25 protein-coding genes are annotated in these 25647 nt (G+C 46.2%); 21 read left to right on the top strand and 4 right to left on the bottom strand.

Annotation, left to right across the window (positions count from 1 at the left end):
* Nucleotides 1–28: 28 nt before the first annotated feature.
* Complete coding sequence (locus tag BUA17_RS07915) at nucleotides 29–643, bottom strand: TetR/AcrR family transcriptional regulator (protein ID WP_063562634.1); 615 nt, start codon at nucleotides 641–643, stop codon at nucleotides 29–31.
* A gap of 857 nt (nucleotides 644–1500) precedes the next feature.
* Between BUA17_RS07915 and BUA17_RS07905 the strand changes: the two genes are divergently transcribed.
* Entirely contained in the window at nucleotides 1501–1818 is a 318-nt protein-coding gene (locus BUA17_RS07905) for an ArsR/SmtB family transcription factor (protein ID WP_072733157.1), read from the top strand.
* A complete protein-coding gene (locus BUA17_RS07900; protein ID WP_072733156.1) occupies nucleotides 1811–4309 on the top strand; it encodes an FAD-dependent oxidoreductase in 2499 nt (832 codons plus the stop codon). The genes BUA17_RS07905 and BUA17_RS07900 overlap by 8 nt, the downstream gene beginning before the upstream one ends.
* Before the next feature lie 132 nt (nucleotides 4310–4441).
* Here BUA17_RS07900 and BUA17_RS07895 read toward each other — a convergent pair whose 3' ends face one another.
* From BUA17_RS07895 to BUA17_RS07885, 3 genes are all read right to left on the bottom strand, one after another.
* Entirely contained in the window at nucleotides 4442–4780 is a 339-nt protein-coding gene (locus BUA17_RS07895) for a cupin domain-containing protein (protein ID WP_063562628.1), read from the bottom strand.
* A 130-nt stretch (nucleotides 4781–4910) separates the two neighbouring features.
* Complete coding sequence (locus BUA17_RS07890; RefSeq protein ID WP_063562627.1) at nucleotides 4911–5738, bottom strand: helix-turn-helix transcriptional regulator; 828 nt, start codon at nucleotides 5736–5738, stop codon at nucleotides 4911–4913.
* Between the two features lie 227 nt (nucleotides 5739–5965).
* Nucleotides 5966–6325 carry a MerR family transcriptional regulator gene (locus BUA17_RS07885; protein ID WP_063562626.1) on the bottom strand — a complete coding sequence of 120 codons (360 nt, stop codon included), beginning with the start codon at nucleotides 6323–6325 and terminating at the stop codon, nucleotides 5966–5968.
* Nucleotides 6326–6428: 103 nt separating this feature from the next.
* Between BUA17_RS07885 and BUA17_RS07880 the strand changes: the two genes are divergently transcribed.
* The 19 genes from BUA17_RS07880 to BUA17_RS07790 all read left to right on the top strand — a co-directional run bounded on the left by BUA17_RS07880 (nucleotide 6429) and on the right by BUA17_RS07790 (nucleotide 25642).
* On the top strand, nucleotides 6429–7139 hold the full coding sequence (locus BUA17_RS07880) for an SDR family NAD(P)-dependent oxidoreductase (protein ID WP_072733155.1): 711 nt from the start codon (nucleotides 6429–6431) through the stop codon (nucleotides 7137–7139).
* Between the two features lie 299 nt (nucleotides 7140–7438).
* Complete coding sequence (locus BUA17_RS07875; RefSeq protein ID WP_072733154.1) at nucleotides 7439–8161, top strand: TetR/AcrR family transcriptional regulator; 723 nt, start codon at nucleotides 7439–7441, stop codon at nucleotides 8159–8161.
* A 27-nt stretch (nucleotides 8162–8188) separates the two neighbouring features.
* Nucleotides 8189–8935: a type I methionyl aminopeptidase gene (gene map / locus BUA17_RS07870; RefSeq protein WP_064637514.1), complete on the top strand. Its 747-nt coding sequence runs from the start codon at nucleotides 8189–8191 to the stop codon at nucleotides 8933–8935.
* A 178-nt stretch (nucleotides 8936–9113) separates the two neighbouring features.
* Nucleotides 9114–10238 (top strand): N-methyl-L-tryptophan oxidase, encoded by a 1125-nt coding sequence (gene solA / locus BUA17_RS07865; RefSeq protein ID WP_072733153.1) that lies wholly within the window; start codon nucleotides 9114–9116, stop codon nucleotides 10236–10238.
* 262 nt (nucleotides 10239–10500) lie between these two features.
* Nucleotides 10501–10968: a hypothetical protein gene (locus BUA17_RS07860; protein WP_072733152.1), complete on the top strand. Its 468-nt coding sequence runs from the start codon at nucleotides 10501–10503 to the stop codon at nucleotides 10966–10968.
* Nucleotides 10965–12041 (top strand): CehA/McbA family metallohydrolase, encoded by a 1077-nt coding sequence (locus BUA17_RS07855; protein ID WP_072733151.1) that lies wholly within the window; start codon nucleotides 10965–10967, stop codon nucleotides 12039–12041. Before BUA17_RS07860 ends, BUA17_RS07855 begins: the two co-directional genes overlap by 4 nt.
* Entirely contained in the window at nucleotides 12038–12790 is a 753-nt protein-coding gene (locus tag BUA17_RS07850) for a glycerophosphodiester phosphodiesterase (protein WP_072733150.1), read from the top strand. The genes BUA17_RS07855 and BUA17_RS07850 overlap by 4 nt, the downstream gene beginning before the upstream one ends.
* Entirely contained in the window at nucleotides 12775–13839 is a 1065-nt protein-coding gene (locus tag BUA17_RS07845; RefSeq protein ID WP_083584614.1) for a LacI family DNA-binding transcriptional regulator, read from the top strand. Before BUA17_RS07850 ends, BUA17_RS07845 begins: the two co-directional genes overlap by 16 nt.
* Nucleotides 13815–14639, top strand: a complete 825-nt coding sequence (locus BUA17_RS07840) for an ABC transporter permease (RefSeq protein ID WP_072733149.1) — start codon at nucleotides 13815–13817, stop codon at nucleotides 14637–14639. Before BUA17_RS07845 ends, BUA17_RS07840 begins: the two co-directional genes overlap by 25 nt.
* 41 nt (nucleotides 14640–14680) lie before the next feature.
* Nucleotides 14681–15721: an ABC transporter ATP-binding protein gene (locus BUA17_RS07835; RefSeq protein WP_072733148.1), complete on the top strand. Its 1041-nt coding sequence runs from the start codon at nucleotides 14681–14683 to the stop codon at nucleotides 15719–15721.
* 14 nt (nucleotides 15722–15735) lie between these two features.
* Nucleotides 15736–16902, top strand: coding sequence for an extracellular solute-binding protein (locus BUA17_RS07830; RefSeq protein ID WP_072733147.1), 1167 nt, complete (start codon nucleotides 15736–15738; stop codon nucleotides 16900–16902).
* A complete protein-coding gene (locus tag BUA17_RS07825; RefSeq protein WP_063568308.1) occupies nucleotides 16899–17738 on the top strand; it encodes an ABC transporter permease in 840 nt (279 codons plus the stop codon). Before BUA17_RS07830 ends, BUA17_RS07825 begins: the two co-directional genes overlap by 4 nt.
* Before the next feature lie 161 nt (nucleotides 17739–17899).
* Nucleotides 17900–18415 (top strand): hypothetical protein, encoded by a 516-nt coding sequence (locus BUA17_RS07820; protein ID WP_072733146.1) that lies wholly within the window; start codon nucleotides 17900–17902, stop codon nucleotides 18413–18415.
* Between the two features lie 168 nt (nucleotides 18416–18583).
* Nucleotides 18584–19324 carry a type I methionyl aminopeptidase gene (gene map, locus BUA17_RS07815; protein WP_063568306.1) on the top strand — a complete coding sequence of 247 codons (741 nt, stop codon included), beginning with the start codon at nucleotides 18584–18586 and terminating at the stop codon, nucleotides 19322–19324.
* Between the two features lie 173 nt (nucleotides 19325–19497).
* On the top strand, nucleotides 19498–20718 hold the full coding sequence (locus tag BUA17_RS07810) for a phosphoenolpyruvate hydrolase family protein (protein ID WP_244552094.1): 1221 nt from the start codon (nucleotides 19498–19500) through the stop codon (nucleotides 20716–20718).
* Between the two features lie 121 nt (nucleotides 20719–20839).
* The gene (locus BUA17_RS07805; RefSeq protein ID WP_072733144.1) at nucleotides 20840–22054 is read left to right on the top strand and encodes a Tm-1-like ATP-binding domain-containing protein; all 1215 of its coding nucleotides are present in this window, start codon (nucleotides 20840–20842) and stop codon (nucleotides 22052–22054) included.
* A 25-nt stretch (nucleotides 22055–22079) separates the two neighbouring features.
* Nucleotides 22080–22910 (top strand): phosphoenolpyruvate hydrolase family protein, encoded by an 831-nt coding sequence (locus BUA17_RS07800; protein WP_072733143.1) that lies wholly within the window; start codon nucleotides 22080–22082, stop codon nucleotides 22908–22910.
* A 163-nt stretch (nucleotides 22911–23073) separates the two neighbouring features.
* Nucleotides 23074–24897 carry a cache domain-containing sensor histidine kinase gene (locus BUA17_RS07795; RefSeq protein WP_072733142.1) on the top strand — a complete coding sequence of 608 codons (1824 nt, stop codon included), beginning with the start codon at nucleotides 23074–23076 and terminating at the stop codon, nucleotides 24895–24897.
* Nucleotides 24875–25642 carry a response regulator transcription factor gene (locus tag BUA17_RS07790; protein ID WP_063563642.1) on the top strand — a complete coding sequence of 256 codons (768 nt, stop codon included), beginning with the start codon at nucleotides 24875–24877 and terminating at the stop codon, nucleotides 25640–25642. The genes BUA17_RS07795 and BUA17_RS07790 overlap by 23 nt, the downstream gene beginning before the upstream one ends.
* The last annotated feature ends 5 nt before the right edge of the window (nucleotides 25643–25647 follow it).

The raw sequence follows: 25647 nt of genomic DNA, 5'->3' as shown, positions 1-25647 counted from the left end.
AAATATTTGTGTATAAACATCTATTTATTTAGATTTTTTTAAATCCTTTTTTCAGCAGTTCCATCTGCTCACCATAATTTTTTAAAGCTTCATCATAGGTTAAATCTTTTACGAATATTTGAATAAGGTTATCAAAGGTTACAGCTATAATGATTTTTAAAATATGCTGCAATTCTCGGTCCCCTTGTATATTTAAAGTTTCCGTATTCATTAACCCAATGATAGGTAAAAGATGGCTATCCCGATTTTCTTCATAAATGTTCTTCGTAAATGTTTTTTCCGTTTTATAATTCATATTTAAAAAGGCATTTCTAAAAAAGTTTTTGTGTTCTTGATTGGTGTGATTCTGAATCATAAATTGAAATGAATCGATAAAAGCTTCGAATATATCTCCGTTGTTCTCCTTTAAAGCTGCGATAAATCGGTCACTATTTTTTTGTGAGGACTGGTTCAACAGGTAATAATACAGATCCTCTTTTTCCTCAAAGTATTGATAAAAACTTCCTCTAGAGATCCCCGCGTCTTTGATGATATTGGCAATAGATGCTTCGTGTAATGGAACTCGAGAAAATTCCCTTTTAGCACATTGAATTAACGTGTCCTGTTTATCTTTCGATAAGTGAAAAAATGTTTTTTTGGGCAAATATGATCCTCCAATCCTAATAAGTGACACCGTGTCACAATTGCTGATTAATGAATTATATATGACACTTGTGTCACAAGTCAACAATAAAAATGACACCGTGTCATATGTGGAAAAGGCACCTCATAATGCATGGGCTCGGAATCCGACGTTTCGTATAAAAATTCAACCTTGGAACTGGAAACACCGCAATAATCGGCTATTCCCACATTGAGCAGGAGTATGAGTTAACGGCTACGAGTGGGGATTAAAGCCCGCATTTCCGTGACTAGCGTGGACGTCTACGATTCCTACTTTTTTAAAATTATAAAGGTATTTCAATAAAGTTGAAGAATACCCTATTAGAGATAGAATATTAATTTTAGAAGGGGAATGAAATGATTAAACGGCTTACTAAGAATATACCGATATGGTTTCTTTTTGTAGGGATAGTGGTATTTATTCTACTGTGTATTAATTTTATTGAAATGAATACTAGAATTAATATGCTTGCATTGGTAATTTTAAATATTGCTAATACAATTCGATTGTGGAAGAATGAACGTCAGTCAGCAATGATGTTTTTATTGCTGGGTGTTTTGTGTACGTTCTTTCTTATCAGGTCTTTAATTTTATATTGATTCCGAAGATCGGGAATTATTCATTCATGATATAAGGGCACTTAAAAAAGCCGATAAACACAACAGCTTCTGTGTGTTTATCGGCTTTTTGTAAAGGTCTTGGTATTACTGGATCTAATATGATTTGATGCGAAATTCTACAGAGTCTAAGTGGTAGTTAAACAGGGAATGAAAATATTTTGACATCCCAATTCAAATATCGTAATATTACGATATAACGATTCAGGAGGGGTATTTTTGAATACAGAAGCTTTTGATAGCACTAATTTAAAACAGTTCGATGGACCTGCTAATTTACTGAAAGCTTTATCTCATCCAATTCGTCTGTGCATTGTGCGCGGGTTGATGCGAAAAAAGAAATGTAATGTTTCATATATGCAGGAGTGTCTAGACCTTCCCCAATCAACAGTGTCCCAGCATTTGCAGAAGCTACGCAGTGCAGGTATTGTAACGACTGAGCGCAATGGCCTTGAAGTAAATTACGTGCTTGCCGACCAACGGATTGAACAGATGATACCTATTTTGTTTGGAGAGGAGATTGTGAATCATGAGTAAAAAAGTACTGATTGTGGGCGGAGTAGCGGGTGGTGCATCAGCAGCTGCCCGTCTGCGCCGTCTGGATGAACATGCCGAAATTATCATATTTGAAAAAGGACCCTATATATCGTTTGCCAATTGCGGCTTACCTTATTATATTGGTGGCTCGATCGAGGATCGAGAGCGTTTGCTAGTACAAACTCCCAAAGGTATGGTCGATCGATTTAATATTGATGTGCGTACACGAAGTGAGGTCGTCGCTATTGATCCGCATACTCGTACAGTTCAGGTACAAAGCCAGGAGCGCGGTCAATATGAAGAAAGCTATGACGAATTGATTTTGTCACCAGGTGCCAAGCCAATTATTCCCGATCTGCCGGGTACGGATAATCCACTGATTTATACAGTGCGCAGCATTCCAGATATTGATCGCATCAAGGAACAAATAAGTTCTTCTAACAACCTATCATCGATTGTTATAGGCGGGGGATTTATTGGTGTTGAAATGGCAGAAAATTTGAAGGAAGCTGGATTGGATGTGACGTTGGTAGAGGGTAATGGTCAGCTGCTCACCCCATTTGATGCTGAGTTGGCAGCAGCATTGGCACAGGAAATGGAGCAAAATGGGGTGAAGTTGTTGTTTTCCCAGCGGGTTCAGAGCTTTCAGGCACTTGAGCAGGGAATTGGTGTTGAGCTTGCAGATGGTCGTGTTCTGACAGCTGACCTGGTTATTCTTGCGATAGGAGTAACTCCAGATACAGCTTTTCTGAGAAATAGCGGAGTTTCCCTAGGAACACGTGGACATATTATGGTCAACGAAGCACTCGAAAGCAGTGTGCCACATATCTATGCTGTTGGCGATGCCATCGAAGTAACTGAAACCATTCATGGCACAAAGACAGCTATTCCGCTTGCTGGACCTGCCAACAAACAGGGACGAATTGTTGCAGATCGAATCGCCGGACTAAGTTCCATCTACAAAGGAACACAAGGAACGGTAATTATTAAAGTGTTTGGAATGACCGGAGCAACTACAGGTAGTAATGAAAAAACACTAAAACGTCTCGGCATCGATTATCGAACTGTAATTGTGCATCCTGCATCTCATGCATCGTATTATCCGGGTTCCAGCGCGATTACTCTTAAACTGCTGTTTACTCCGGTAGGTAAAATTTTAGGTGCACAAGCAATTGGTTATGACGGTGTGGATAAACGGATTGATGACATAGCTGTAGCCATTCATTTTGGGGGTCACATCAGTGATTTAACAGAGCTTGAGTTGAGTTACGCGCCACCGTATTCCTCTGCGAAAGATCCAGTTAATATGGCTGGTTATGCAGCTGAAAATATTACGGCTGGACGTGTTGAAACGTTCACCTATGATCAGCTAACTGAACGCCAGCCGGAGCAGTCGATATTGCTGGATGTACGCAGTGAGCTGGAACATCGCAATGGGAATATTCCCGACTCCATAAATATTTCAGTGGATGAGCTTCGTCAGCGATTAGATGAATTAGACTCAACCAAAGATATTTGGGTATACTGCCAGGTTGGTCTGCGTGGATATACAGCTTCGCAGATTTTGCGTCAGCATGGCTTTAATGTGAAAAATCTGAGTGGAGGTTATAAAACATACCGCCAAGCACAATTTCGGCCTGCTCCAATTTCTACCGGAAACCATGATAATAATGATGGACAGGGTCAGAACAACAATCCGAAACATGCTGTAAAGGAAGCAGAGCTCTCCAATCCAATCTTTACAGAGCCACAGCGTATTGATAACGAGTTGAACGTGTGCGGTTTAAGTTGTCCCGGTCCGCTGATACAACTTAAGCAGAAAATGGATCAACTATCGAATGGAGAGACCCTACGGGTGAAAGCTTCCGATCCAGGATTTTATGAAGATGTGAAAGCATGGGCAACGATGTCTGGTTCCTCACTTCTACACTTGGAACGATCCCAAAGCGGTACTATTGAAGCTGTAATTGCCAAGAATACTGCGCAGACCGCATCGTCAGCTATGGAAACTCCTAAAGGGGAGCCTGCGAGCACGCTGGTTGTCTTCAGTGGTGATCTAGATAAAGCGATTGCTTCTCTTATTATTGCAAATGGGGCAGCAGCAAGTGGACGTAAAGTAACCATGTTCTTCACTTTCTGGGGATTGAATATTATCCGTAAGCATCAGCCACAGCCTGTATCCAAAACAATGATTGGCCGCATGTTTGACATGATGTTACCGCGCGGCAGCCACAAGCTAGGCATGTCCAAAATGAATATGCTTGGAGTTGGCCCAAAGATTATCCGCGGCATTATGAGGAATAATAATGTTGCTTCTCTGGAAGAACTGATGCAGACCGCAACTGCGCAGGGAGTTGAGTTTGTCGCTTGCCAGATGTCCATGGATTTAATGGGGATTCAGCGTGAAGAATTAATGGATTCGGTTAACAACGGTGGAGTGGGTTACTATCTGGGGCAGGCAGCTCATGCAAATCATAATCTATTTATTTAAAATCGGTTTGTTAATAAAACCATTCAACTGTTCAGTGACATGTGTTATCTTAAAAAGCAAAAGCCCCTTCATTGCTGAAGGGGCTTAGATTCGTTTAGTACAATTACCGTTCGATTAAACGTAGTAGGGTATTTATGCGGACTCAGTCCCGCCAGTGTTTCCTTCACTTTTAGGTTCCATCAACATGATATGACATTCCTTTTCGGCGGAGGGTTTGATCTCAAGTCCCCTCGGGACAATAAACATCTCATCCTTGGAAATCCTCACCTGACCATCACGAAAATCAATGATCATCTTGCCTTCAATCACGAAAAATAACTTATCGGTTTCGGGATGAACATGCCATTCATAATCGCCAGCAATCTTAACAATTTTAAATTGATAGTCATTCATTTCACCAATTAATTGGGGTGACCAATTATCTTTTATTTTAGATAGTTCCTCGCTTAGTTTAATCGCTTGATAATGGATAGTAAGCCCTCCTTATTTTTTCACCTTCGATATAATGCTGCATACGCAACTCAAGACATGATGATGTTTTTCTTGGTCTGCCATAAGTATACTGATTTAATTTTCGCTTTAAAATGGATGCCTGTTGAAGTTAGGATGGATTATTGATGAACTTCCGTCGATATTCAGTAGGAGAAAAACCAAATTGTTTCTTGAACACTTTACTAAAATAAAAAGGGTCAGCAATTCCAACCGCTTGTGCAATTTGCTGTACTGGCACATCACTTGTAAATAGCATTTTTTGTGCCATGTTTATACGGTATTTTAATAGATATTCTGCCGGGCCCATCCCTGCATGTTTTTTGAATACGTAAGAAAGTCGATTTCGATTAACGTTATATTGTTCTGCGAGCGATGTTATGGTAAGGCCATGATAGTAGTATTCATGAATATAATTAGATACCCGTTCGAATAAAGTATGTGATTCACTACTCATTTGCCTATTCGACACACTTATTAAGGCTTCGTTCAGCACATCGCGAAACAGCATTTCAGTCTGAAATTTTGAAATGCCTCCACGCTGATTATACACATGCCAAAGCTGCATAATTAATTCGATAAGACGTGGGGATTGTCCCGTTGATAATTCAAAATGCTGATGGGAAAAGCTTGACTCTTCTAGTTCTGAGCTACATATACGGTATAAAACAAGGATATATTCCCAGTTGGAGTTATCAAACGTTTTTTCATTCAATTTCATTTTTGCACCACCATGCACCACTTTTCCTGGCGAAAGAATATAAGGTGTTCCATTAAATTGAAATTGTATCTTTCCTGTAAGGGGAAACACAAATCCAGGAAAAGAGTCGGTATAGTCAGCGTGATTCACTCCTGGATTCGTAGCATATCTATATATTCCCTCTACTTGAAAAGGAATGTGTGCAAAATGTTCTGCTAACTGATTCACATCTATTTTCACGTTGTGTACCTCATTTCGATAGTAACTCACTCCACATTATTGATAACAATTCTCATTGTCAACCTATTTAAACAATAGTTTCATCGATGTTGAAACTTTAGCTTATGCGAACTATAGCTAAATAAAATGAAGAAGGCAGACGATCAAACGTGATCGTCTGCCTTTTTTGGGTTCAACGTTCTAATTACATGAAATTCAAAAGTTTTGTCTTTAGGAAAAGACTTATCTTAATAATTTTCTCCGCGATAATAGCGCTCCAGTTTGTGATCCAAATGAACGAGCTGCGCTTTTTTCTCCTCGATATCTTCCAGCAACTTTTGCCTTTGATCTTGAATCAGTTTGGTTCTTTCCGGCAGAGTCGAGGTTCCTTCATTTACTTTGTCATAATACGTTTTGATATCCTCCACACTCATCCCGGTTTCGCGAAGACATTTGATAAAAACCAGCCAGTTCAGATCATCTTCCGTGTAAAGACGGTTATTCTGCTCACTTCGCGCAGCAGGCTTCAACAGGCCCTTTCTTTCGTAAAAGCGTATCGCCCCGATAGCGATATCGACTTTCTTCGCTACTTCTCCAATCGTTAACATGTTAACCCTCTTTTTTATCAAAATTTATAGTTGACCTACACTAAGTGTAGCATAGTAACTTATGTATTGTTAATGAAATCAAATTAGAGAAATGAGGATTCACATGAAGAAGACCGCTTTTGTAACTGGAGCAAATAAAGGAATCGGATTCGAAATCGTTAAGCAGTTAGGACAAGCCGGCTGGAAAGTCGTCCTTGGTGCACGCAGCGTTGAACGGGGCGAAGCAGCTGTTACCGAGTTAACTTCTGAGGGGTTAGACATAGAATTTGTGCAAATTGACATGAGTGACTTGGAAACTATCGAAAGGGCAGCCGATATGATTGCCAAGGATTATCCGTACTTAACACTTTTGATCAATAATGCGGGTATGCCGGGTGCTTTCGCCCGTTCTTTTACGGATACCAAAGAAGAGAATCTGAGGAGCGCTTTTGAAGTCAACTTTTTCGGAACCTTTCGTCTGAACCAGCGTTTGTTCCCGTTAATCAAAGATAACGAAGGCACAATCGTTAATGTATCGACCGACATGGCTTCTCTGGATCATATGCAAAATGCTGGATTTGCTTTAAACGCATTCGATTATAACTCATCCAAAACGGCCAACAATGCTATGACAGTTTCGATGGCTTATGAACTTAAAAGCAGCAGGGCTCAAGTATTTGCGGTAACGCCTGGATTCACATCAACAGACCTCAACGGAAATGCTGAAGGCGGTAAATCAAAAGAGGCAGCTGCTGCGATTATCGTGGGTTATGCGACAGATGGCAAACATCATAACGGCGAATTCTTGAATGAGCAAGGCGTGTACGCCTGGTAATCCCATCTGCAAAGCAATGGTATCCAAATGTATTTTGGTCAGAGTAACATTCAACAGCTAATCAAAGGGGTAAAATGGCGCGAGTTAATTTGGAAGGACAAGAACGAAGTGTTAAAACGCTTTGTCATTATATGTTGTGGTAAAGCTATATACTCGTTAAGTAACAGACATATTAAGCCGGGGCACCCGCTTAGTATGTCTGTTTTTCCGTAATCCTCCAGCTAATTCTTGTTATTTGCAAGCTAATGTTTTATATTGACATAAGAGTAGGTCAAAAATAAAAGAGGTGAGCGGACGAGATGACTCCACGCACAAAAGAACAAAACGAAGAGATCCGGCTGCGGCGCCTGGCGCAAATTCGTAAAGCCGCTGCCGATGTGTTTTTGAATAAAGGGTCTTTACTCGAAATCCGAGATGTGGCCAATGAGGCGGGACTCGGATATGGCACGGTATACCATTATTACAGTAATAAAGGCGATTTGCTCCACGATCTGCTGTGGGATGCGTTGGAGCGGGCCGGGGGAGCACCAGCAGCCCCACACGCTTCGAATTCGGGGGATGAGCCAGCGAATGGGCCCCTCGCCTTTGCTTCTGCGGCGAATACCGGAAACTTTGCTGTCGCGGATTCCCAAAGCGGAAACTACGAAACGACCGCTTCCGCAGAACTTGGCCCCGTCGCGGCAGCCAGCGTCCAGTTGCTGCAGCTTTGGGCGGAGGACCACGCCATATACCTGCTGTATAAGCTGGCTCTTGAGGGGTTTGCCTCGCTACCTGAAGCACGCTCGACCAAGCTCATGGCTGCTTTTCAAGATGAGGTGCTCTCGCCGTTTGCTGCGCTGGTGGACACCGGGCGTGCGGCGGACGAGGATGCTGCTTCCGGCGGAAACGCGGCGGAGCAGCCGTATCGGCTACAGCGCGCGGAAATGCTGATGGCTGCCTTGGTTGGGTGCGCCTCGCTTTCGCTGCGTCGCGAAAAGCTGCACGAGGAGGCAGGGGATATCGTCGGGTTTTTAAAATTATAGGATGCCTAAGGAGTGAATATACAAAAGATGATCATTATAAAATCACCTAGGGAAATTGAAGAAATGAAGCCGGCGAGCCAAATCGTTGCGGACTGTTACCGCGAGGTGACCAAACTCATCGAGCCTGGCATCACCACACTAGAAATCAATGATTTTGTTGCCAGGCACATCACCAAGCTGGGTGGCAAGCAGTTTACGAAAGGCTATAATGGTTTCCCCGCCGAAACCTGCATTTCGATCAACGATGTGGTGGCCCACGGCATTCCTTCGAAACGGGTAATCATGGATGGAGACTTGCTAAAACTCGACATCGTCGTGGAATACGGGGGATGGTTCGGCGATTCGTGTGTGAGCTATGCGGTAGGCAATATTCGGCCGGAAGTGCAAAAGTTAATGAAGGTGACAAAGGAATGCTTGGATCTGGGAATTGCTCGGGCTATACCCGGAGGCCGGCTCGGCGACATAACGTCGGCGATTCAAAAGCATGCGGAAGCGCATGGGTACTCGGTGGTACGTGATCTGTTGGCACACGGGATTGGGCGGAGCCTGCATGAGGAACCGACCTATGAGCATATCGGCGTAGCCGGCAAAGGCATTCGATTAAAAGAAGGCATGGTGTTTACGATTGAACCGATGATCAACGAAGGAACGTTCCGTATCACGATCGACGACGATCAGTGGACGGCGAGAACGGCCGACGGCAAGTTGTCGGCACAATATGAGCATACGATCGCAATCACCTCGGATGGACCGCTGATTTTAACGGCTCAGTAATAGTAAATTTACGAATCTAAGAAAACCGCATTGTTATGCGGTTTTTTTATTATGACTTGGGTATCATGTCCAGGATAGCGCAATTGTTAAGTGTTAATATCATTAGTAATATAGAAGAATACTAGCCATACTTAATACTTAAGTTACATGGGGATTTCTTACAAGGAGGCAACTTGCAATGCATTATGACGTAATTGTAATAGGAGCAGGTTCAATGGGGATGGCGGCGGGTTATTTTTTATCCAAGAGTGGGAAAAGTACACTATTAATAGATTCCTTTAACCCGCCCCATAACAAAGGCAGTCATCACGGAGAGACAAGAATCATTCGGCACGCGTATGGTGAAGGTGAAAATTATGTTCCGTTGGCACTCAAGGCTCAAGAATTATGGAATGACTTAAAGAAAGTGTCGGGAAAACAATTATTTCTCCCTACTGGGGTTATAAACGTGGGTTACGAGAAAACAGATTTTATCCAAAATATCATTTCAAGCTCAAAAACCTATTCATTACCACTTGAGATTTTAGATTCCAATGAAGTAAATAAGCGCTGGCCAGGCATCAATTTACCGAACAATTACATTGGTTGCTACGAACCAACCTCAGGAGTGTTGAAATGTGAGGAATGCATTGAAGCATATCGAGAACTCGCAGAGCAAAACGGAGCTACCATCATAACCAATAGTAAAGTAAAAGAAATTATGGTTCATGATAAAAGAGTTACCATCAAGACCGAAGATCATACTTTTAGTGCTAATGCGTTAGTAGTTTCAGCAGGGGCCTGGTCAGGAAATCTCCTTTCCATGTTGGATCTAAATCTTCCTCTTAATCCTATAAGAAAAACATTTGCCTGGTTTGATACTAAAGATGATTTATATAATCATAAGGAGTTCCCAGCCTTTTCGTTTGAAACATCTCACGGACATTATTATGGTTTCCCAAGCATCGATGGTTCCGGATTAAAATTAGGCCGACATGATGGAGGAGATACAATCGATCCAGATGAAGCCATCCTGGGATTTGGTGAACTAGAGGAAGACACGACAGATTTAAAACAATTTTTGCAACATTATATGCCCTCTGCACAAGAATTGAAGTTCGGTAAAACGTGTATGTATACAATGACTCCTGATGAAGATTTCATTATCGATACACATCCTAACTATCCTAACGTTGCCATTGCATCAGGTTTCTCAGGACATGGCTTTAAATTTAGTAGTGTAGTTGGACAGATTTTAAGTGATTTGATTATATCAGGGAAAACGGAACATAACATTTCTCCATTTTCAATCAATCGATTTTAAGAATCCATTCAGGAGAAAATTTATGTGCTGCCACTTGTATGCAGTGCGAAAACAATCTAGCGATAAAAAGATAAAAAGACCAGTCTTCTTTTAATAGAAGTCTGGTCTTTTTTGCATTTACAGAATATTAACACGATGCAGATATGGACCTGATTTTTATCCCGTAACATAAGTATTAGATGTGGGAACGGTCCCACATTCAGCAAAACGTGCATAACGTAAGTCATGAAGATAACGGATTAATGAAAGGTGGTGCGCCGCAATGAAGCTGCTGGATTTACAAGGATACGCATCTCCGGAGGATTCCAAAACACATATCCGCATTCCTTTTGAGTTGGAAGAGGGCTACGTGAAGCTGAACCTGCGATTACAATATACGCCGAAGACGCTCGAGAATCGGGAGAATGCGCTACGGCTGCTCAAGGAAAGTTACGATCTATACATTTTGCCGGAACATCGGGAATACGCGATTGCCAATGCTGATCGGCATCTCCCTCTGAAAAATCTGATCACACTCTCGCTGGACGATGCTCGCGGATACCGAGGGGCGTGCCACCGCCAAGACGAGGTGCAGGATCTATATGTATCGGAGAGAGAAGCTTCTCCCGGCCTTTTGGCGGGCGAGCTGGTTCCGGGGCCCTGGAGCGTCACATTGAGCCTGCACTGCATCGTGACCGATACGTGCACTTATCGGCTGGAAGTCTGGACGACAGAGGAGGACTCGATATGAAGTGGTTCGCCTGTGAACTGCATACACATACGCTGCACAGCGATGGCAGTCAGACACTGGGAGAACTGACAGCGGGAGCAGCCAATCTGGGCTTCGACGCCATCGCGCTGACCGATCATAACACGATGTCCGGCTTGAGCGGCAAAGAGGAAATCGAACAGAAATACGGACTACGAATCATTCCCGGTATGGAGTGGACAACTTTTTACGGTCATATGGTGACGATAGGACTTAGCGCTTTTGCCGACTGGCGTCAAGCGAATCGGGATGGAATCGATGTGGGAATTGAGAACGTACATCGCCTCGGTGGAATCGCCGGGCTTGCTCATCCCTTCCGAATCGGCAGTCCTGCCTGTACCGGTTGCTTCTGGGAATACGAGATTGGGAACTGGTCCGCTGTCGATTATATCGAAGTCTGGTCCGGCACGTTCCCTTCCATTCAGACGAACAATCGGCGAGCTTTTGATCTGTGGACTCACAAGCTGAATGAAGGATATCGAATTGCAGCCACTTCAGGCAGGGACTGGCATTCGCAGGGCGAGACAGACGATCCGCTCTCGGTGACTTACCTCGGGATTGAGGACGACGCAGTGGCGGGGAACGGAGGCTCGACAGCCCTTTCGCTCCATGAAGAAACGCTTATCCAAGCGCTGCGGGAAGGGCGCGCGTCGGTAACGATAGGTCCTCTGCTGACCTTGACGCTGGAAGCTGGAGATGCATTGTATGCAATCGGCTCTACCGTTCCAACGGTAGTCGAGAGACGGGAAGCTGCAGAGGATCCGGTCCGGGCGAACTTGACGCTGGACTTCTCGGTACGCACCGGACTCTGGTCGCTACAGAAGCAGGTCTGTAGATTGAAGCTATGTTCCAATCTGGGCGAGGAGCTTAATCTTGAAGTTCCGTCTTCATCGGACGAACAGATGATGCAATTTGAAGCCCAACTGAGGGATTCCACTCCAGATATCCCCCGCAGGTGGATTCGCGCTGAGCTGTGGGGAACCGTGCGAGGAGTCCATGTACTGATCGCCTTTACCAACGCGATCTATTTCGAAGAAGGAGGATACCCGCGATGAACAAATTCCCGCTGATCACAGCCCATACTGGCTGTATGGGCCATCCCGATCATTCTTTCGAGTCACTTCAGGCAGCCCTAACACTTGGCGTAGATATTTACGAAGACGATATCCGTTCGACTCGGGACAATGTGCCGGTGCTTGCCCACGATGACAATATCACTTTGGCAGATGGAAGCTGCGGCAGTCTTGCAGAAATGACACTGAAGGAGTTGAACACCGCTAGACTATCGCCTATTCCAACGCTTCAGGATGTGCTTGAGCAGATACGCGCAGCCGGTAAAATGATGAACCTTGATATCAAAACAGACAGCGCTCTGGAGCCGGTCTCAGCTCTGGTGAATCGGATGGGTATGGTGGAGATGGTGTTTCTCAGTGGCTGCGATTACGGGTCAGCGGTTAAAGCTAGTCGTTACGCTCCAAGCATACGCAGGCTTCTTAATGTGAACAAGCAAAGCTTCGGCAGTCTGAGCTACGACGAGGCAGTGTTCCAGGCGTGTGCAGATGCTCGCGAAGCCGGCTGCTTTGGGATAAACGTGCCGTATCAGGTCGTTCAGCCAGAACTTATGGAAGCTGTGCAGCGGAGCGGTCTGGCTATCTACGTCTGGACGGTTTCAGAGGCGGACGATATGCGGCGACTTGCACAGTTGGGCGTCGACTCGATAACAACCCGTGATCCGGCGAAGCTAATTGCCGTCCGGGAAGAGACGGATTTTGCAAAGGAGAATAGGGATTGGACAATAAGCTGAATCATAGTTTGCGGGAGCTGGCCCAACTGGCTGGTGTATCGAAATCGACTGCTTCTCGGGTTATCTCCGGAAACGGATATGCGAGTCCTGAAGTCCGGGATCGCGTTCTCAAGGCGGTCGAGCAGCTTCGCTACAAGCCGAGCGCCGTCGCCCGGGCGATGGTCGCCAAGCGCACGTACAACATCGGAGTCATCGTTTTCCGTGACAGGCTGCCGATCGTGTCCCACACGCTTTATGGCAGAATCATTGACGAGATACTGATGTCCGCTGAAGAGATGGGCTACTCGATTTTCCTGAAGACCGATAGGGAAATGTCGCTGCGCTCCACCGATTATATGCTGGAACAGCGGGTGGATGGACTCATCCTGGTCAGCCGGCTGCAGAAGAACGTCATCGATTACGTCAAAAACTTCAATATCCCTTATCTGATGGTCAACGGATCGACGGAAGATCCGGACGTCGTGCATCTCGTGAGCAACGATGAAGCCGGTGGAGAACGGGCGGCACAGCATTTATATGACTGCGGACACCGCAAATTCTTTATCATCGCTGGACCGGGCGAGCATCGGAGCCACTCGCTGCGATTGGAGGGCTTCCGAAAACGGCTGGAGTCCCTCGGCGTTAGTTCTGAACAGGACGGATTTACCGTTGTCGAGTCATCGGAATCGAGCTTCGATTCCGGTCGGAAGTTGATGGAGGAGCATTATGTGGCATTCCGGGATGGACGATACAGCGCTCTGTTCAGTACAAATGACATGCTTGCACTGGGTGCGATGAAGGTGCTTCTGGAGCGCGGAGTCCGCGTTCCGGAGGAAGTATCCGTTATGGGCTACGACAATACCGAAGTGGCCGGAATGTACCACCCATCACTGACTACCGTCAGCGTGGATGCATCTGGTATTGGCCGAGACGCGATATCGATTCTGGATCGCCTGATTAGCGGCGAGGGGAGCGTGCCGCGCCTGATTGAATACGAAAGCGAAGTGATTGTTCGTCAATCGACAAATGGAGGGGAGGACGGAACATGTCTTGGTACTGGAAACACGTAGGTCCGAGAAGAATAATCGAATTTGTGTTGCTGACCGTGTTCGCCATTTTTTTCACAGGTCCGCTGGTCAACCTGCTAGTGCTTGCCTTTAGTGAAAAGTGGAATTATCCGGATATTCTGCCCCAGGTATGGGGCTTCAAATGGTGGGAGTTCGTACTGGCAAAGGACGATATTGTCTCGTCGATCTCACTGTCGTTCCTCATTGCTACTCTGGTGACCCTGCTGTCCATCGTCGTCTGCATCCCAGCAGCGTATGCCTTCGCAAGACTCCAGTTTCCGCTGAAGCGGATGTTCTTGTTCTCGTTCCTGCTGACGCATGCTTTTCCGAAAATGGGGTTGTACGTCTCCATCGCGGTTCTTTTCTACCGGATTGGACTCATGAACACGCTGCTCGGCGTTGTGCTGATCCATATGATTAATGTGTTGATGTTCATGACCTGGATTCCGACCTCCGCCTTTCGCAACGTGCACCGGGCGCAGGAAGAATCGGCGCGGGACGTTGGGGCAAGCCCGTTCAAAGTGTTCCGCAGCATCACCCTGCCAATGGCGATGCCCGGCATCATGGTCGCTTCGATCTTCACGTTCCTCAATTCGCTCGACGAAGCGCAGGGCACGTTCCTGGTTGGTATTCCCGATTACAAAACAATGCCAATCGTCATGTACTCCATTATTTCCGACTTTCCGAGCAGCGCCGGAGCCGTATTCTCGATCATCCTGACGCTGCCTACTATTATTTTGCTAGTGGCAGCTCAGCGGCTGGTGAGCGCGGACGTGCTGGCGAGTGGTTTTCAAATGAAATAAAATATTTCGGTCTATATACCGAAGCAAGGGGAGGCAGAAGTATGCAGTTGTCTGTACGAGAGTTAGCCAAACGTTACAAAACGGGTGACGGGGTCAGCGGCATCAACATCGATATTGAAAAAGGCGAGCTGGTCACCCTTCTTGGTCCCTCCGGATGCGGGAAAACTACCGTATTACGGAGCATCGGCGGGTTTCTCGAACCGGACTCCGGTGATATTTTGATCGAGGGCAAGAGTGTCATTCAACTGCCACCGGAGAAACGGCCGACCTCGATGGTGTTCCAGAGCTATAACTTGTGGTCGCATATGTCGGTATACGACAATCTGGCCTTCGGCCTGAAGATCCGCAAAATGCCGAAGGAAGAGATCCGCACAGCGGTCGAAGATGCGCTCAAGCTGGTCCGACTGTGGGGTTTTGAGAAGAAATATCCGGCCGAGCTTTCGGGAGGACAGCAGCAGCGGGTTGCGCTGGCTCGGTCTCTGCTGCTGAATCCGGCGGTACTGCTGTTGGACGAGCCTTTCTCGGCGCTGGACGCCAAGCTGCGGCACGAAATGCGTGAGGAGCTGCGTGAGATCCAAATGAAGACCGGGCTGACAATGGTCTTTGTCACGCATGATCAGGAAGAAGCACTGTCGTTGTCCGACCGCATTATCGTCATGAATCACGGGCGCATCGAGCAAATTGCTCATCCGCAGCAGATTTACGATGAGCCCGCTTCATTATACGTCGCCGGTTTTATCGGCAAAATGAATTTCCTTAAGGGGGTGGCGGAAGGGGAGAGCATCCGGATTGCACATCTTCGCCTGCCGAACGAGAAGGGGTTAAGTGGACAGGTGACAGCTGCGGTCCGACCAGAAAACGTACAGGTGAGCAGTACTATGATGGGTGAAGGTACTTTGGCGGGTAAGGTCAAGCAGGTCATGATTCTTGGACATTACGCCGAAGTTACCGTGGAACTGGTGGAATTCGGCATTATACGTGCTTTTCTGAACAAGGAATTCGTTGAGCAGCTGCAGGTAGGAAAAGACGTCGGCGTCTCGATCTCGAAAATGACCGGATTCCCGGTCGATGAATCGAACTGAGGAGGATGAATGATATGCGTATGAAAAAGCCATTTTTATCATTGTTGACTGTTGTGGGATTATCAGTGTCATTGCTGGCCGGGTGTGGAAACGGAAGTGAGATAAAAAGTATCACCACCACCGGGGGGAGCGCTGCTGCATCGAGCGATCAGGTGAAATTTAACTTCTACTTTACGGGCTCTCAGAACGTCAAGGATCTGTGGGATTCGCTGGAGCCAATGTTTGAGAAACAGCATCCGGATATCGACGTGAATCTAGTCTATATCCCGTCCGGTACTGGTGCTGAGCCGACCTACGACCGGATCGTGGCCGCCAAGAAAGCCGGTAAGGGCTCAGGAGACATTGACCTCTACGAGGACGGAATCACCTCCGTTGCTCAGGGCACAAAGGATGGTATTTGGGAGCAACTGAACGAGAAGGACATTCCTAACCTGAGCAAAGTCAACACAGACACGATGAAGGATGTGGACAACTTCGCTGTTCCGTATCGTTCGTCCGCCGTGGTTCTAGCCTATGACAGCAGCAAAATCTCCAATCCACCAACTACGCTGGACGAGCTGTTGCAGTGGATCAAAGCCAATCCCGAGCAGTTCGCCTACAATGACCCGTCAACGGGTGGTTCCGGCAGCTCGTTCGTGCAGACGATTGTCTACAAGGACCTGCCGGAAGAGGACATCCACAACTCCGATCCGGCGATCATGGAGAAGTGGGATGGCGGTTTTGACACGCTCAAAGAAATCGGACCGTATGTCTATGGGCAGGGCATCTATCCGAAGAAAAACCAGGGCACGCTGGATCTGTTGATGAATGGCGAAGTGTCCTTAATTCCGGCCTGGTCCGACATGGTGTTGCAGCAGATGAACGAAGGTTTGTTGCCGGATACAATTAAGATGCAGCAGATCACGCCAGGCTTCAACGGCGGACCAACGTACCTGATGGTCAACCAGGAGTCGGACAAGAAGCAAGCGATCAATGAATTCCTGAACTTTGTTCTGTCCCCTGAAGCGCAGGAAGTGATCGTTGACAAAATGAATGGCTTCCCGGGCATTGAGCTCTCCAATATGTCACAGGAAATGCAGAATAAGTTCGACGGTGTGGCCGAAGGCTTCCGTACGTTCAACATCGGGGATCTGGGCACGGAAATTAACAAACGCTGGCAGAGCGACGTTGCCGCGAAATGAGTAAGGAAGCCAGACAGTCGATCACAGGCCTGGCGATGGTGCTCCCCTCCTTCGCCATCCTGTTGATCGTTGTCATTATCCCGATTGTTCAATCCTTCATCATGAGCCTGAGCAACGGCTCGGGTGGATACGATCTGAGCCGCTATACCTATCTGTTCACAGATAAGGGGATGCGCAGCAATATCGTATTTACACTTCGGGTCACTGCCATTACGTGTGTTGCCGTAATCTTGATCAGCTACACCCTGGCGATCTATATGCGCTTCAACCAGGGGCCGATCGTCAATCTGATTCGTAAAACGTACATGATTCCGCTGTTTATCCCTGGTGTTATTGCAACTTACGGTCTGATCAATTTGCTTGGCAATCATGGCTGGCTCGCCCGTATGCTTGAGGTGGTCGGGATTACGCTGCCACGCATCATCTTTGACGAGAAAGGAATCATCATCGCCAACCTGTGGTTCAACATTCCATTTACGACGATGCTGCTCAGTTCCGCGCTGTCGGGCATTCCTTCATCGATCATTGAGAGTGCAAAGGACGTGGGTGTAGGCAGACTGACGCTATTTACCCGGTTTATTTTCCCGCTGTCGTACAAGACATTTCTTGTTGCCCTGACCTTTGTCTTCATGGGGGTCATCGGCTCGTTCACTGCACCCTATCTGATCGGAGCCAACTCTCCGCAGATGCTTGGTGTCTCCATGCAGCAGGTATTCAGCGTTTTCCAGGAGCGTGAACAAGCCGCAGCGATTGCTTTCTTCTCATTCCTGCTCTGCTCCGTGCTGGGTGCTTTCTACATCCGGTCGATGGCGGAAGAGGAGAAGGCGAAGATTTAGACGGGTTGCGCTCAATGATCTTGCATTTATATTTCCAGTCGTATCACTTAAATTGATGAATTGACCTATAGCGAATACCGCACAGATGTCCCATTCGCACAGGCAAGCAGTCCACTTATCGCGTAAACTGAAGTAGATTCAGTAGAGCGAGGTGAAATTCAATGGCTAAAACCAACGAAATACGCCTAAAGGCAAAGCGGTATAAGGCCCGGCCCGTCTGCGTGACTCTTCATAGTGGTGAAACGTATATCGGTTACATTTCTGACGTGAATAGCGGAGGCGTGGTGCTTACCGGGGGAGGAAAAATATCGCGGACGGCGACCACAGGGGACAGTTCCCAGCGTTCCAAGCAAAAGTTTGCACCCAGCAAGAGCGGTCGTTCTCAGAACCGGAAACGGGTGAATGATACGCGCAAGCCGTCTACCCGTTCGAGCACAGTGTCGCGTGCGCAGGTTTCGTCCTTTCTACCGATGATGGGTTCGCTGTTTGGCGGGCTTGGCGGTGCGGCTTCGGCTGGCGGTATGCTTGGCGGCGGAATGCGGATATTCGGCATGATCCAGCAATTCATGCCGGTCATGAAAATGGGCTACGGCATGATCAAATCCATCCATCCGTTTATGGGTGCCGTCAAAGGTCTGATGGCTCCGCCTAGTCAGGCCGAAGAACAAGAGGTATAATGCAATATTCAGCCCCTTTGAAGACGGAAGGGGCTTTTCTTTTTTTAGTGTCAAGGTGTTATTGATAAAAAAAGTTGCGAAGCTTTGACCATTTGGATATGATTATCTAATTGGTTGTTTCAGCTTATACATTTAATTGATGATAAAAGATAGTGAGGTCAGAAAACAATGATTGCAAAAACAGAGGAAGACTTTAATGGTTTGAAGGAAATTGGCAGAATTGTTGCCTTTATCAGAGATGAATTGGTGCAAAGAACAGTTCCTGGCATAACGACAAAGGAACTTGATGATATAGCTGGAGAGCTTTTTGAGAAAGAAGGCGCAGTCTCAGCTCCAAAAAGTGCATATAATTTTCCTGGCTATACTTGCATTAGTGTCAATGAAGAAGTAGCACATGGTATTCCGGGGCAACGGGTTATTCAAGAAGGAGATCTAGTCAATATAGATGTCTCTGGCTCGAAGAACAGTTATTTCGCTGATACAGGAATCTCGTTTGTAGTAGGCGAAGGAGAAGAAGTGTTAACGAAAATATGCGACGTTGCTAAACTAGCATTTGAAGCAGGTCTTAAAAAAGCAAAACCTGGTTCCAAAAAAAGCGGCATCGGAAAAGCCGTATTCCTAACAGCAAAACAGCATGGATTAACCGTTATAAAAAACCTTACAGGACATGGTGTTGGACGTAACATACACGAAGCACCTGACCATATTTATAATTATAACGATACATCGGATGATGAGTTATTAAAAGAAGGCATGGTTATTGCATTCGAACCATTTATCTCAACTTTAGAAGAACAAGTGTATCAAAAAGAAGACGAATGGACCTTTGCTACAGAAAAAAGCTATGTAGCTCAAGTGGAACATACGATTATCCTTACTAAAAATGGTCCGATCATTGTCACACAATAATATCAAGAGCATGTCTAAGGTCGATTTCCCAACTGGGAAATCGGCTTTTTTTTGATGCCTTTTAACCAAACGGATCGAGGAAGGAGGGAATGAGCTATATGGAATGATGTACAATAATAATATTGAGGAACAAAAGCTACAATTGCTAAATTGTGATGAGGAGCGGATGGAGTTTGAACAGAACAGTCATACTGGAGCGTCTTCAATCACAGCTGTACGAGGGAAATCACATCATCGGTGTCTCGACAGGCACGGGGATTACAGCCAAGTATGCAGCTCAGAGTGGAGCGGATTTTATATTAATGCTGAACTCCGGCAAGTTTCGCCAGATGGGGAGGAGCTCTCTAGCCGGCTTTCTTCCATTTTGCAACAGTAATGATATGGTGATGGATTTTGCGTCAAAAGAAATTGTGCCACTGGTGAGGCATTCTCCCGTACTCTTTGGACTGAATGCGAATGATCCAACCATAGAAATGGCTGATTATATAGAGGAAATCAAGAGGAGAGGGTTTTCAGGAGTCAACAACTATCCTACGGTCGGCTTGATAGACGGATTATTCAGAGAGGCTCTGGAGGAAGACGGGATTCGTTATGACGTCGAGGTTGAGGCCATACGCCTGGCCCATCGACAGGATTTGTTTACGGTGGCGTTCGTATTTGATGAGTTTCAGGCTGCCCAGATGATTGAAGCGGGGGCAGATGTAATCTGTGCTCATCTTGGCCTGACCGAAGGCGGGTTATTGGGTGCACGGAAGGTTGTATCCTTGGAGGCCGCCAAATCAAAGGCACTGCGTATTTTTGATACCTGCAATCAGCTTAAGCCGGATTTGATCAAGATGATTTATGGCGGTCCGGTAAAGACGCCGGTCGATGTCCAGTACATGTATAGCGACAACACAGACATTATGGGGTATATTGGCGGGTCTGCTTTTGAACGAATTCCTTCCGAGAAGTCGATTACGGCAGTTACTCGCGATTTTAAACGCCTGGGTAAACTGGATGAGGACGATTTTATGGTCAAAATGCTGAAAGGCATTACCCAGCATTATGATTACGTTGAGTTTGTCAAAGAGTATGTGGCGCAAAACTATAATAGTGAAATTGTTTTTTCGGATCTGGCCAAAGTTGCTCATGTTTCCCGCAGCTATTTGAGCAGTTTGTTTAAAAAGGAGGTTGGCTGCAGCTTTCAGACCTATTTGGTGAGCTTCCGCATCAATAAAGCCGTCACGCTTCTTCATGCGCCGCAGCTTCAATTATCCGAAGTGGCTGGGATGGTTGGGTATCCCAATTACGCACAATTTAGCAAAATGTTTAAAAAGCTCAAGGGCTGCTCTCCCAAAAAGTACAGATCTAACCTAAACACAAAAACACAGAACATAAAAGCGTTTTCGTAAATAAACAGGACCAGTATGATGAAGTTATAGCGATCGTACTGGTTTTTCTGTTAGCGAAAAAATCAGCATGCTACCTGCGATCGAGCTTGGTTTCTAAAGAGTCATACGAGGAGGCCGTGGAATGAAGACCGTCGCAATCATTGGAACATTTGACACAAAGGGTGATGAATACCTTTACATCAAGAGCATTGCAGAGGAGCTTGGGTTGGGGACTTTGATGATTCATACAGGTGTATTTGAACCGTCCTTTGTTCCGGATGTGTCCAATTATGAAGTCGCCCACGCCGCAGGCATGGCCATAGAAGAACTTGCGGCAAAGAAGGATCGGGCTTTGGCTACAGAGGTTTTGTCCATAGGATTGAAGAAGCTGGTGCCACAGTTGTACAAACAAGGTAAATTTGACGGAATCATTTCCTTTGGTGGCACTGGTGGGACCTCACTGGTCACACCTGCCATGAGAGCTCTGCCGATTGGAGTCCCTAAGGTGATGGTATCAACCGTTGCTTCTGGAAACACAGCTCCATACGTAGGCACGAGTGATATTGTCATGATTCCGTCTGTGGTGGATGTAGCCGGATTGAACTCCATTTCTACGAAAATATTTACAAATGCATTATTTGCGATGGCGGGCATGCTCAAGTTTGAGCATACGCACAAACCGGATAAGAAGCCGCTGGTTGCAGCTACGATGTTCGGAGTGACAACACCATGTGTGACAGCGGCAAGAAAATATTTGGAGGAGCGGGGCTATGAGGTGCTTGTGTTCCACGCTACGGGCATCGGAGGGCAGTCGATGGAGGCGTTGATTGAAGCAGGCTTCATTGAAGGGGTATTGGACTTGACCACGACGGAGTGGGCGGATGAAATCATCGGCGGTGTTTTAAATGCGGGGCCTAATCGTTTAGAGGCTGCAGGCCACAATCGCATTCCGCAGGTAGTCTCGGTGGGCGCCTTGGATATGTGCAATTTTGGGCCGAGCGATACTGTACCGGAGAAATTCAAGGATCATACGTTTTATCAGCATAATCCGACGGTAACCCTGATGAGAACCACAGTGGAAGAGAATGAGCAGATCGGCAGGAAGCTTGCGGAGAAGCTGAACATGGCAAAGGAACGCACCGTGCTAATGCTACCGCTTAGAGGCGTATCCGCAATTGATGTGGAGGGGGAGCCTTTCTACGGACCGGAGGAGGACCGGATGTTGTTTGATACCCTGCGCCAGCATGTCGATCGCTCAATTGTTGAAGTGATTGAAATGGATTGCGCCATCAACGATCCAGCCTTTGCAGAAGTCGCAGCACAAAAGCTGATCGCTCTCATGACATCAAATTCCTAATGAATCCAATAAGGAGGATAACGAAATGAATAAGCTGAACAGATCAGAAATTATGGACAAATTTAGGGGAGAGGTAGAGCAGGGTAAAATCCTACTAGGTGTCGGAGCAGGCACAGGCATTACGGCCAAGAGTAGTGAAACGGGCGGAGCAGATATGTTAATCGTATACAATTCCGGTCGGTACAGAATGGCGGGCCGCGGCTCGCTGGCGGGCCTGCTCTCCTATGGAGATGCCAATCAAATCGTCGTTGAGATGGGAGCCGAGGTGCTGCCCGTCGTCAAACATACGCCTGTTCTGGCAGGGGTGTGCGGCACCGACCCCTTCCGAATAATGGAGGTATACCTGAAGCAGTTGAAGGAGCAGGGCTTCAGCGGAGTTCAAAACTTCCCAACCGTTGGTTTGATTGATGGGGTGTTCAGACAAAACCTGGAGGAAACCGGTATGGGGTACGACCTGGAGGTTGAAATGATCCGTATCGCCCATGAATTGGATTTGCTGACTACGCCGTATGTTTTTGATCCTGCTCAGGCAAAAGCTATGGCGGAGGCGGGGGCTGACATTTTGGTTGCGCACATGGGGTTGACGACCAAGGGCTCCATTGGTGCAAAAACAGCACTGACCCTGGACGACTGTGTACAACGAATTGAAGCTATTATTGAAGCAGGGCGGGCTGTGAACCCGGAGATCATGATTATTTGCCACGGTGGACCCATTGCAGAGCCGGAGGATGCGGCCTATGTCATTGAGAGAACAAAGGGCATCGATGGATTCTTCGGCGCATCCAGCATCGAGCGCTTTGCGGCAGAGAAAGGTATTACACAGCATACGGAGTCCTTCAAGTCGATTCGGAAATAGCATCAACTTAACGACAGTCAATTATTTGGCTGTCGTTTTTTTATCCATAAGAAAGAGGAGACTCCCAACTTCTCATATGAGCGCTTACAATTTACTGTTGCGATCAGCCATAATGTTCAGTAAATTGGGAGGTATACACCGAGGGGAGGGCTGAGCAATAATCATGTTGACCAGATGGCTGCGACGAATAACGCCAGGCACGTTTAAACACCGAATACTATTTTCGTTTCTGTTATTCCTCCTGACGCCTATAGCCATATTAGTTCTCTACAACTTCCGAGAAACGGAAGTTATGCTCCAGCGGGATGCTTCGGACATTAACGTCAAGCAACTCGAAGGCATCAAAGCCGATCTTATTGATTTGATGAGTCTTGTGATGAAGACTGGGATGCTGCTGGATCAGGATTCTGTCCTCCGGGAAGTGATGCAGAAGCCGGAATTATATGATGCTATCCATCGAAAGCGGATTGTGGAAAATAAATTCGCTAGTATTGAAAACAGCTTTTTCCTTACAGGAGCTACCGTATTCTACACATTGATCGATTTAAAAGGAAACGCTTACACTTCGTATACGCCAGAGAATTCTCTGAATTATGCCCACATCAGTTCCGAGCCTTGGGTACAGGAGCTGAAGAGGACTGAGGGACAACGGTACGTATGGAAATCCAATGATTTGACGACTGGCGTTCGTGAGAGAAAAGGAAATCGGATGCTGAGCCTTTACGAAGTGCTGCGTGACGACGGACTAAAACCATTTGCTTATGGACGTTTTAGTATCGATTATGAAGCATGGTTTCAGGAAAAAACGGAGGGAAATACATTCGGCAGCGATAGCGAAGGAGCCTATTTTCTAATGGATGGATATGGTAATATTATGCTCCAATCCAAGTCGGGGCAGAACATACCCTCTACCGTGTCATCTGCCATAACAGCAGCAAGTCAAAGCCAGGGACAGGATACCTCCTCCCAATCCATTGTGAACAATCATATGATGTATACCTATAACAAAATTCAAGAGCTTGACGGTTATCTTGTGAAAAAGATTCCCTTGTCCTTGTTATTTGAAGAAGTGAACAAACAGAAGCTGAGGTTCTATACCGTATATGGGGCCATCCTGCTGCTGTTTGTGTTGCTGACTTACTTCATTTCCTCAACCGTTACCGGTCCTTTAAAGCATCTTCAACGAAAGATGGAGACAACCGTAAAATTGAATTTGAAGACAAAGCTGCCGGAACAAGGTAAAGGTGAATTGCTGGCCCTAACCCGAAGCTTCAATTTCATGATCGCAGACATCAATAATCTATTGGAACAGTTAAAGCTTGAGGAGCGGCAAAAGCAGTTTGTCCGATTTCAGGTGTTGCTTGGTCAGATGAACCCTCATTTTTTGCTGAATACGCTGAATACAATCAAGAGCATTGCACTGGATAAGGATGAAGATGAGATTTACGAGATTTGTGTATCGCTAGGAAAAATATTAGAAACTACGCTGAATTTGGAGGTTGATCTTATTCTTCTGAAGGAGGAAATTGTGCTAATTGAATCCTATATGGATATCCAACGGAAACGGTTTGGACATGGCATCGAGCTCCACTATGAAGTTTCCAGAGATCTGGAGTATGCGTTGATTCCGAAATTTTGTCTACAGCCGCTGGTAGAAAATTCATTGATTCACGGGTTTGGACAAACACAGCTTGAGGGGCAGATCGACATTCGTGCATCAAGCCACCACTCTCTGCTTATTTTGGAGGTCGCGGATAATGGCATAGGAATGAAAAAATCCCAGGCGAATCAGTCCTACCGGAAACGAAAAAGCATTGGTGTACAGAACCTTCGCGAGAGTTTGGAGCTTATGTTTAAGAACCAGCCAACAGGACTTCGGATAGAGTCGACGGACGAAGGGACGCAGGTCATCATGCATTTCCCATTATTGTTATCCAAACCCTATTTGAAGGAGGGGAGCACCATTGTGGCGCACATTGATCGTTGAAGATGAACAGTACGCAAGAGCAAGCTTGCGCAAATTGTTTACAAAGGCGAATATTCCGTTTGAAATTATCGGTGAGGCGGTAAATGGCGAGGAAGGTTTGCAGTTGATTCGGGAACTGCAGCCTGATGTTGTCATTTCCGACATTTTCATGCCGCTAATGGATGGCATCCGTTTACTCCAGCTCACGAGAAAGGAAGGACATGAATGCCGATTCGTTATGTTGACGGCAGTAAGTGAATTCGAGTATGCCAGACAAGCATTGGAATACGGGGCTTCAGGTTATTTGATGAAACTTTCTCTGGATTTGAAGGAACTGAAGCAAACCATGGACAAAGTAGCCGGAGAGCTGACAAGAATGGATAAGCTTCGCTTGGCAGATAAATGGTTCCCGGATAAGACTACCCAAGAACCAACAGATCATCCAGAGCTGAACCGCATGATTACCTACATTGAGGAGCATTTCGCCGAGGATGTGACATTAAAGAGATTGGCTGAATATGTTCGCATGGATGCCAGTTATGTCAGTGACTTATTTAAGAAAAAGATGGGGATCACGATGACGCATTTTATTCAGAACCGCCGCGTTCAAGCAGCGAAAATGCTGCTGACAGAGACGGAGAAAACGGTGAGTGAAGTTGGCAGGTTGGTAGGCTTCGAGAACGACAATTATTTCATTAAAATATTCAAGCGGTGGTGTGGGTTGACCCCGAACGAATACCGGAAAGAACAAAAAATCGTTCTATGAATATC

This window comes from Paenibacillus sp. ov031 (assembly GCF_900143165.1).
Classification (GTDB): Bacteria; Bacillota; Bacilli; order Paenibacillales; family Paenibacillaceae; genus Paenibacillus; species Paenibacillus marchantiae.
The sequence above is the reverse complement of the archived record's forward strand: the minus strand, read 5'-3'. Positions and strand labels throughout refer to the sequence as shown.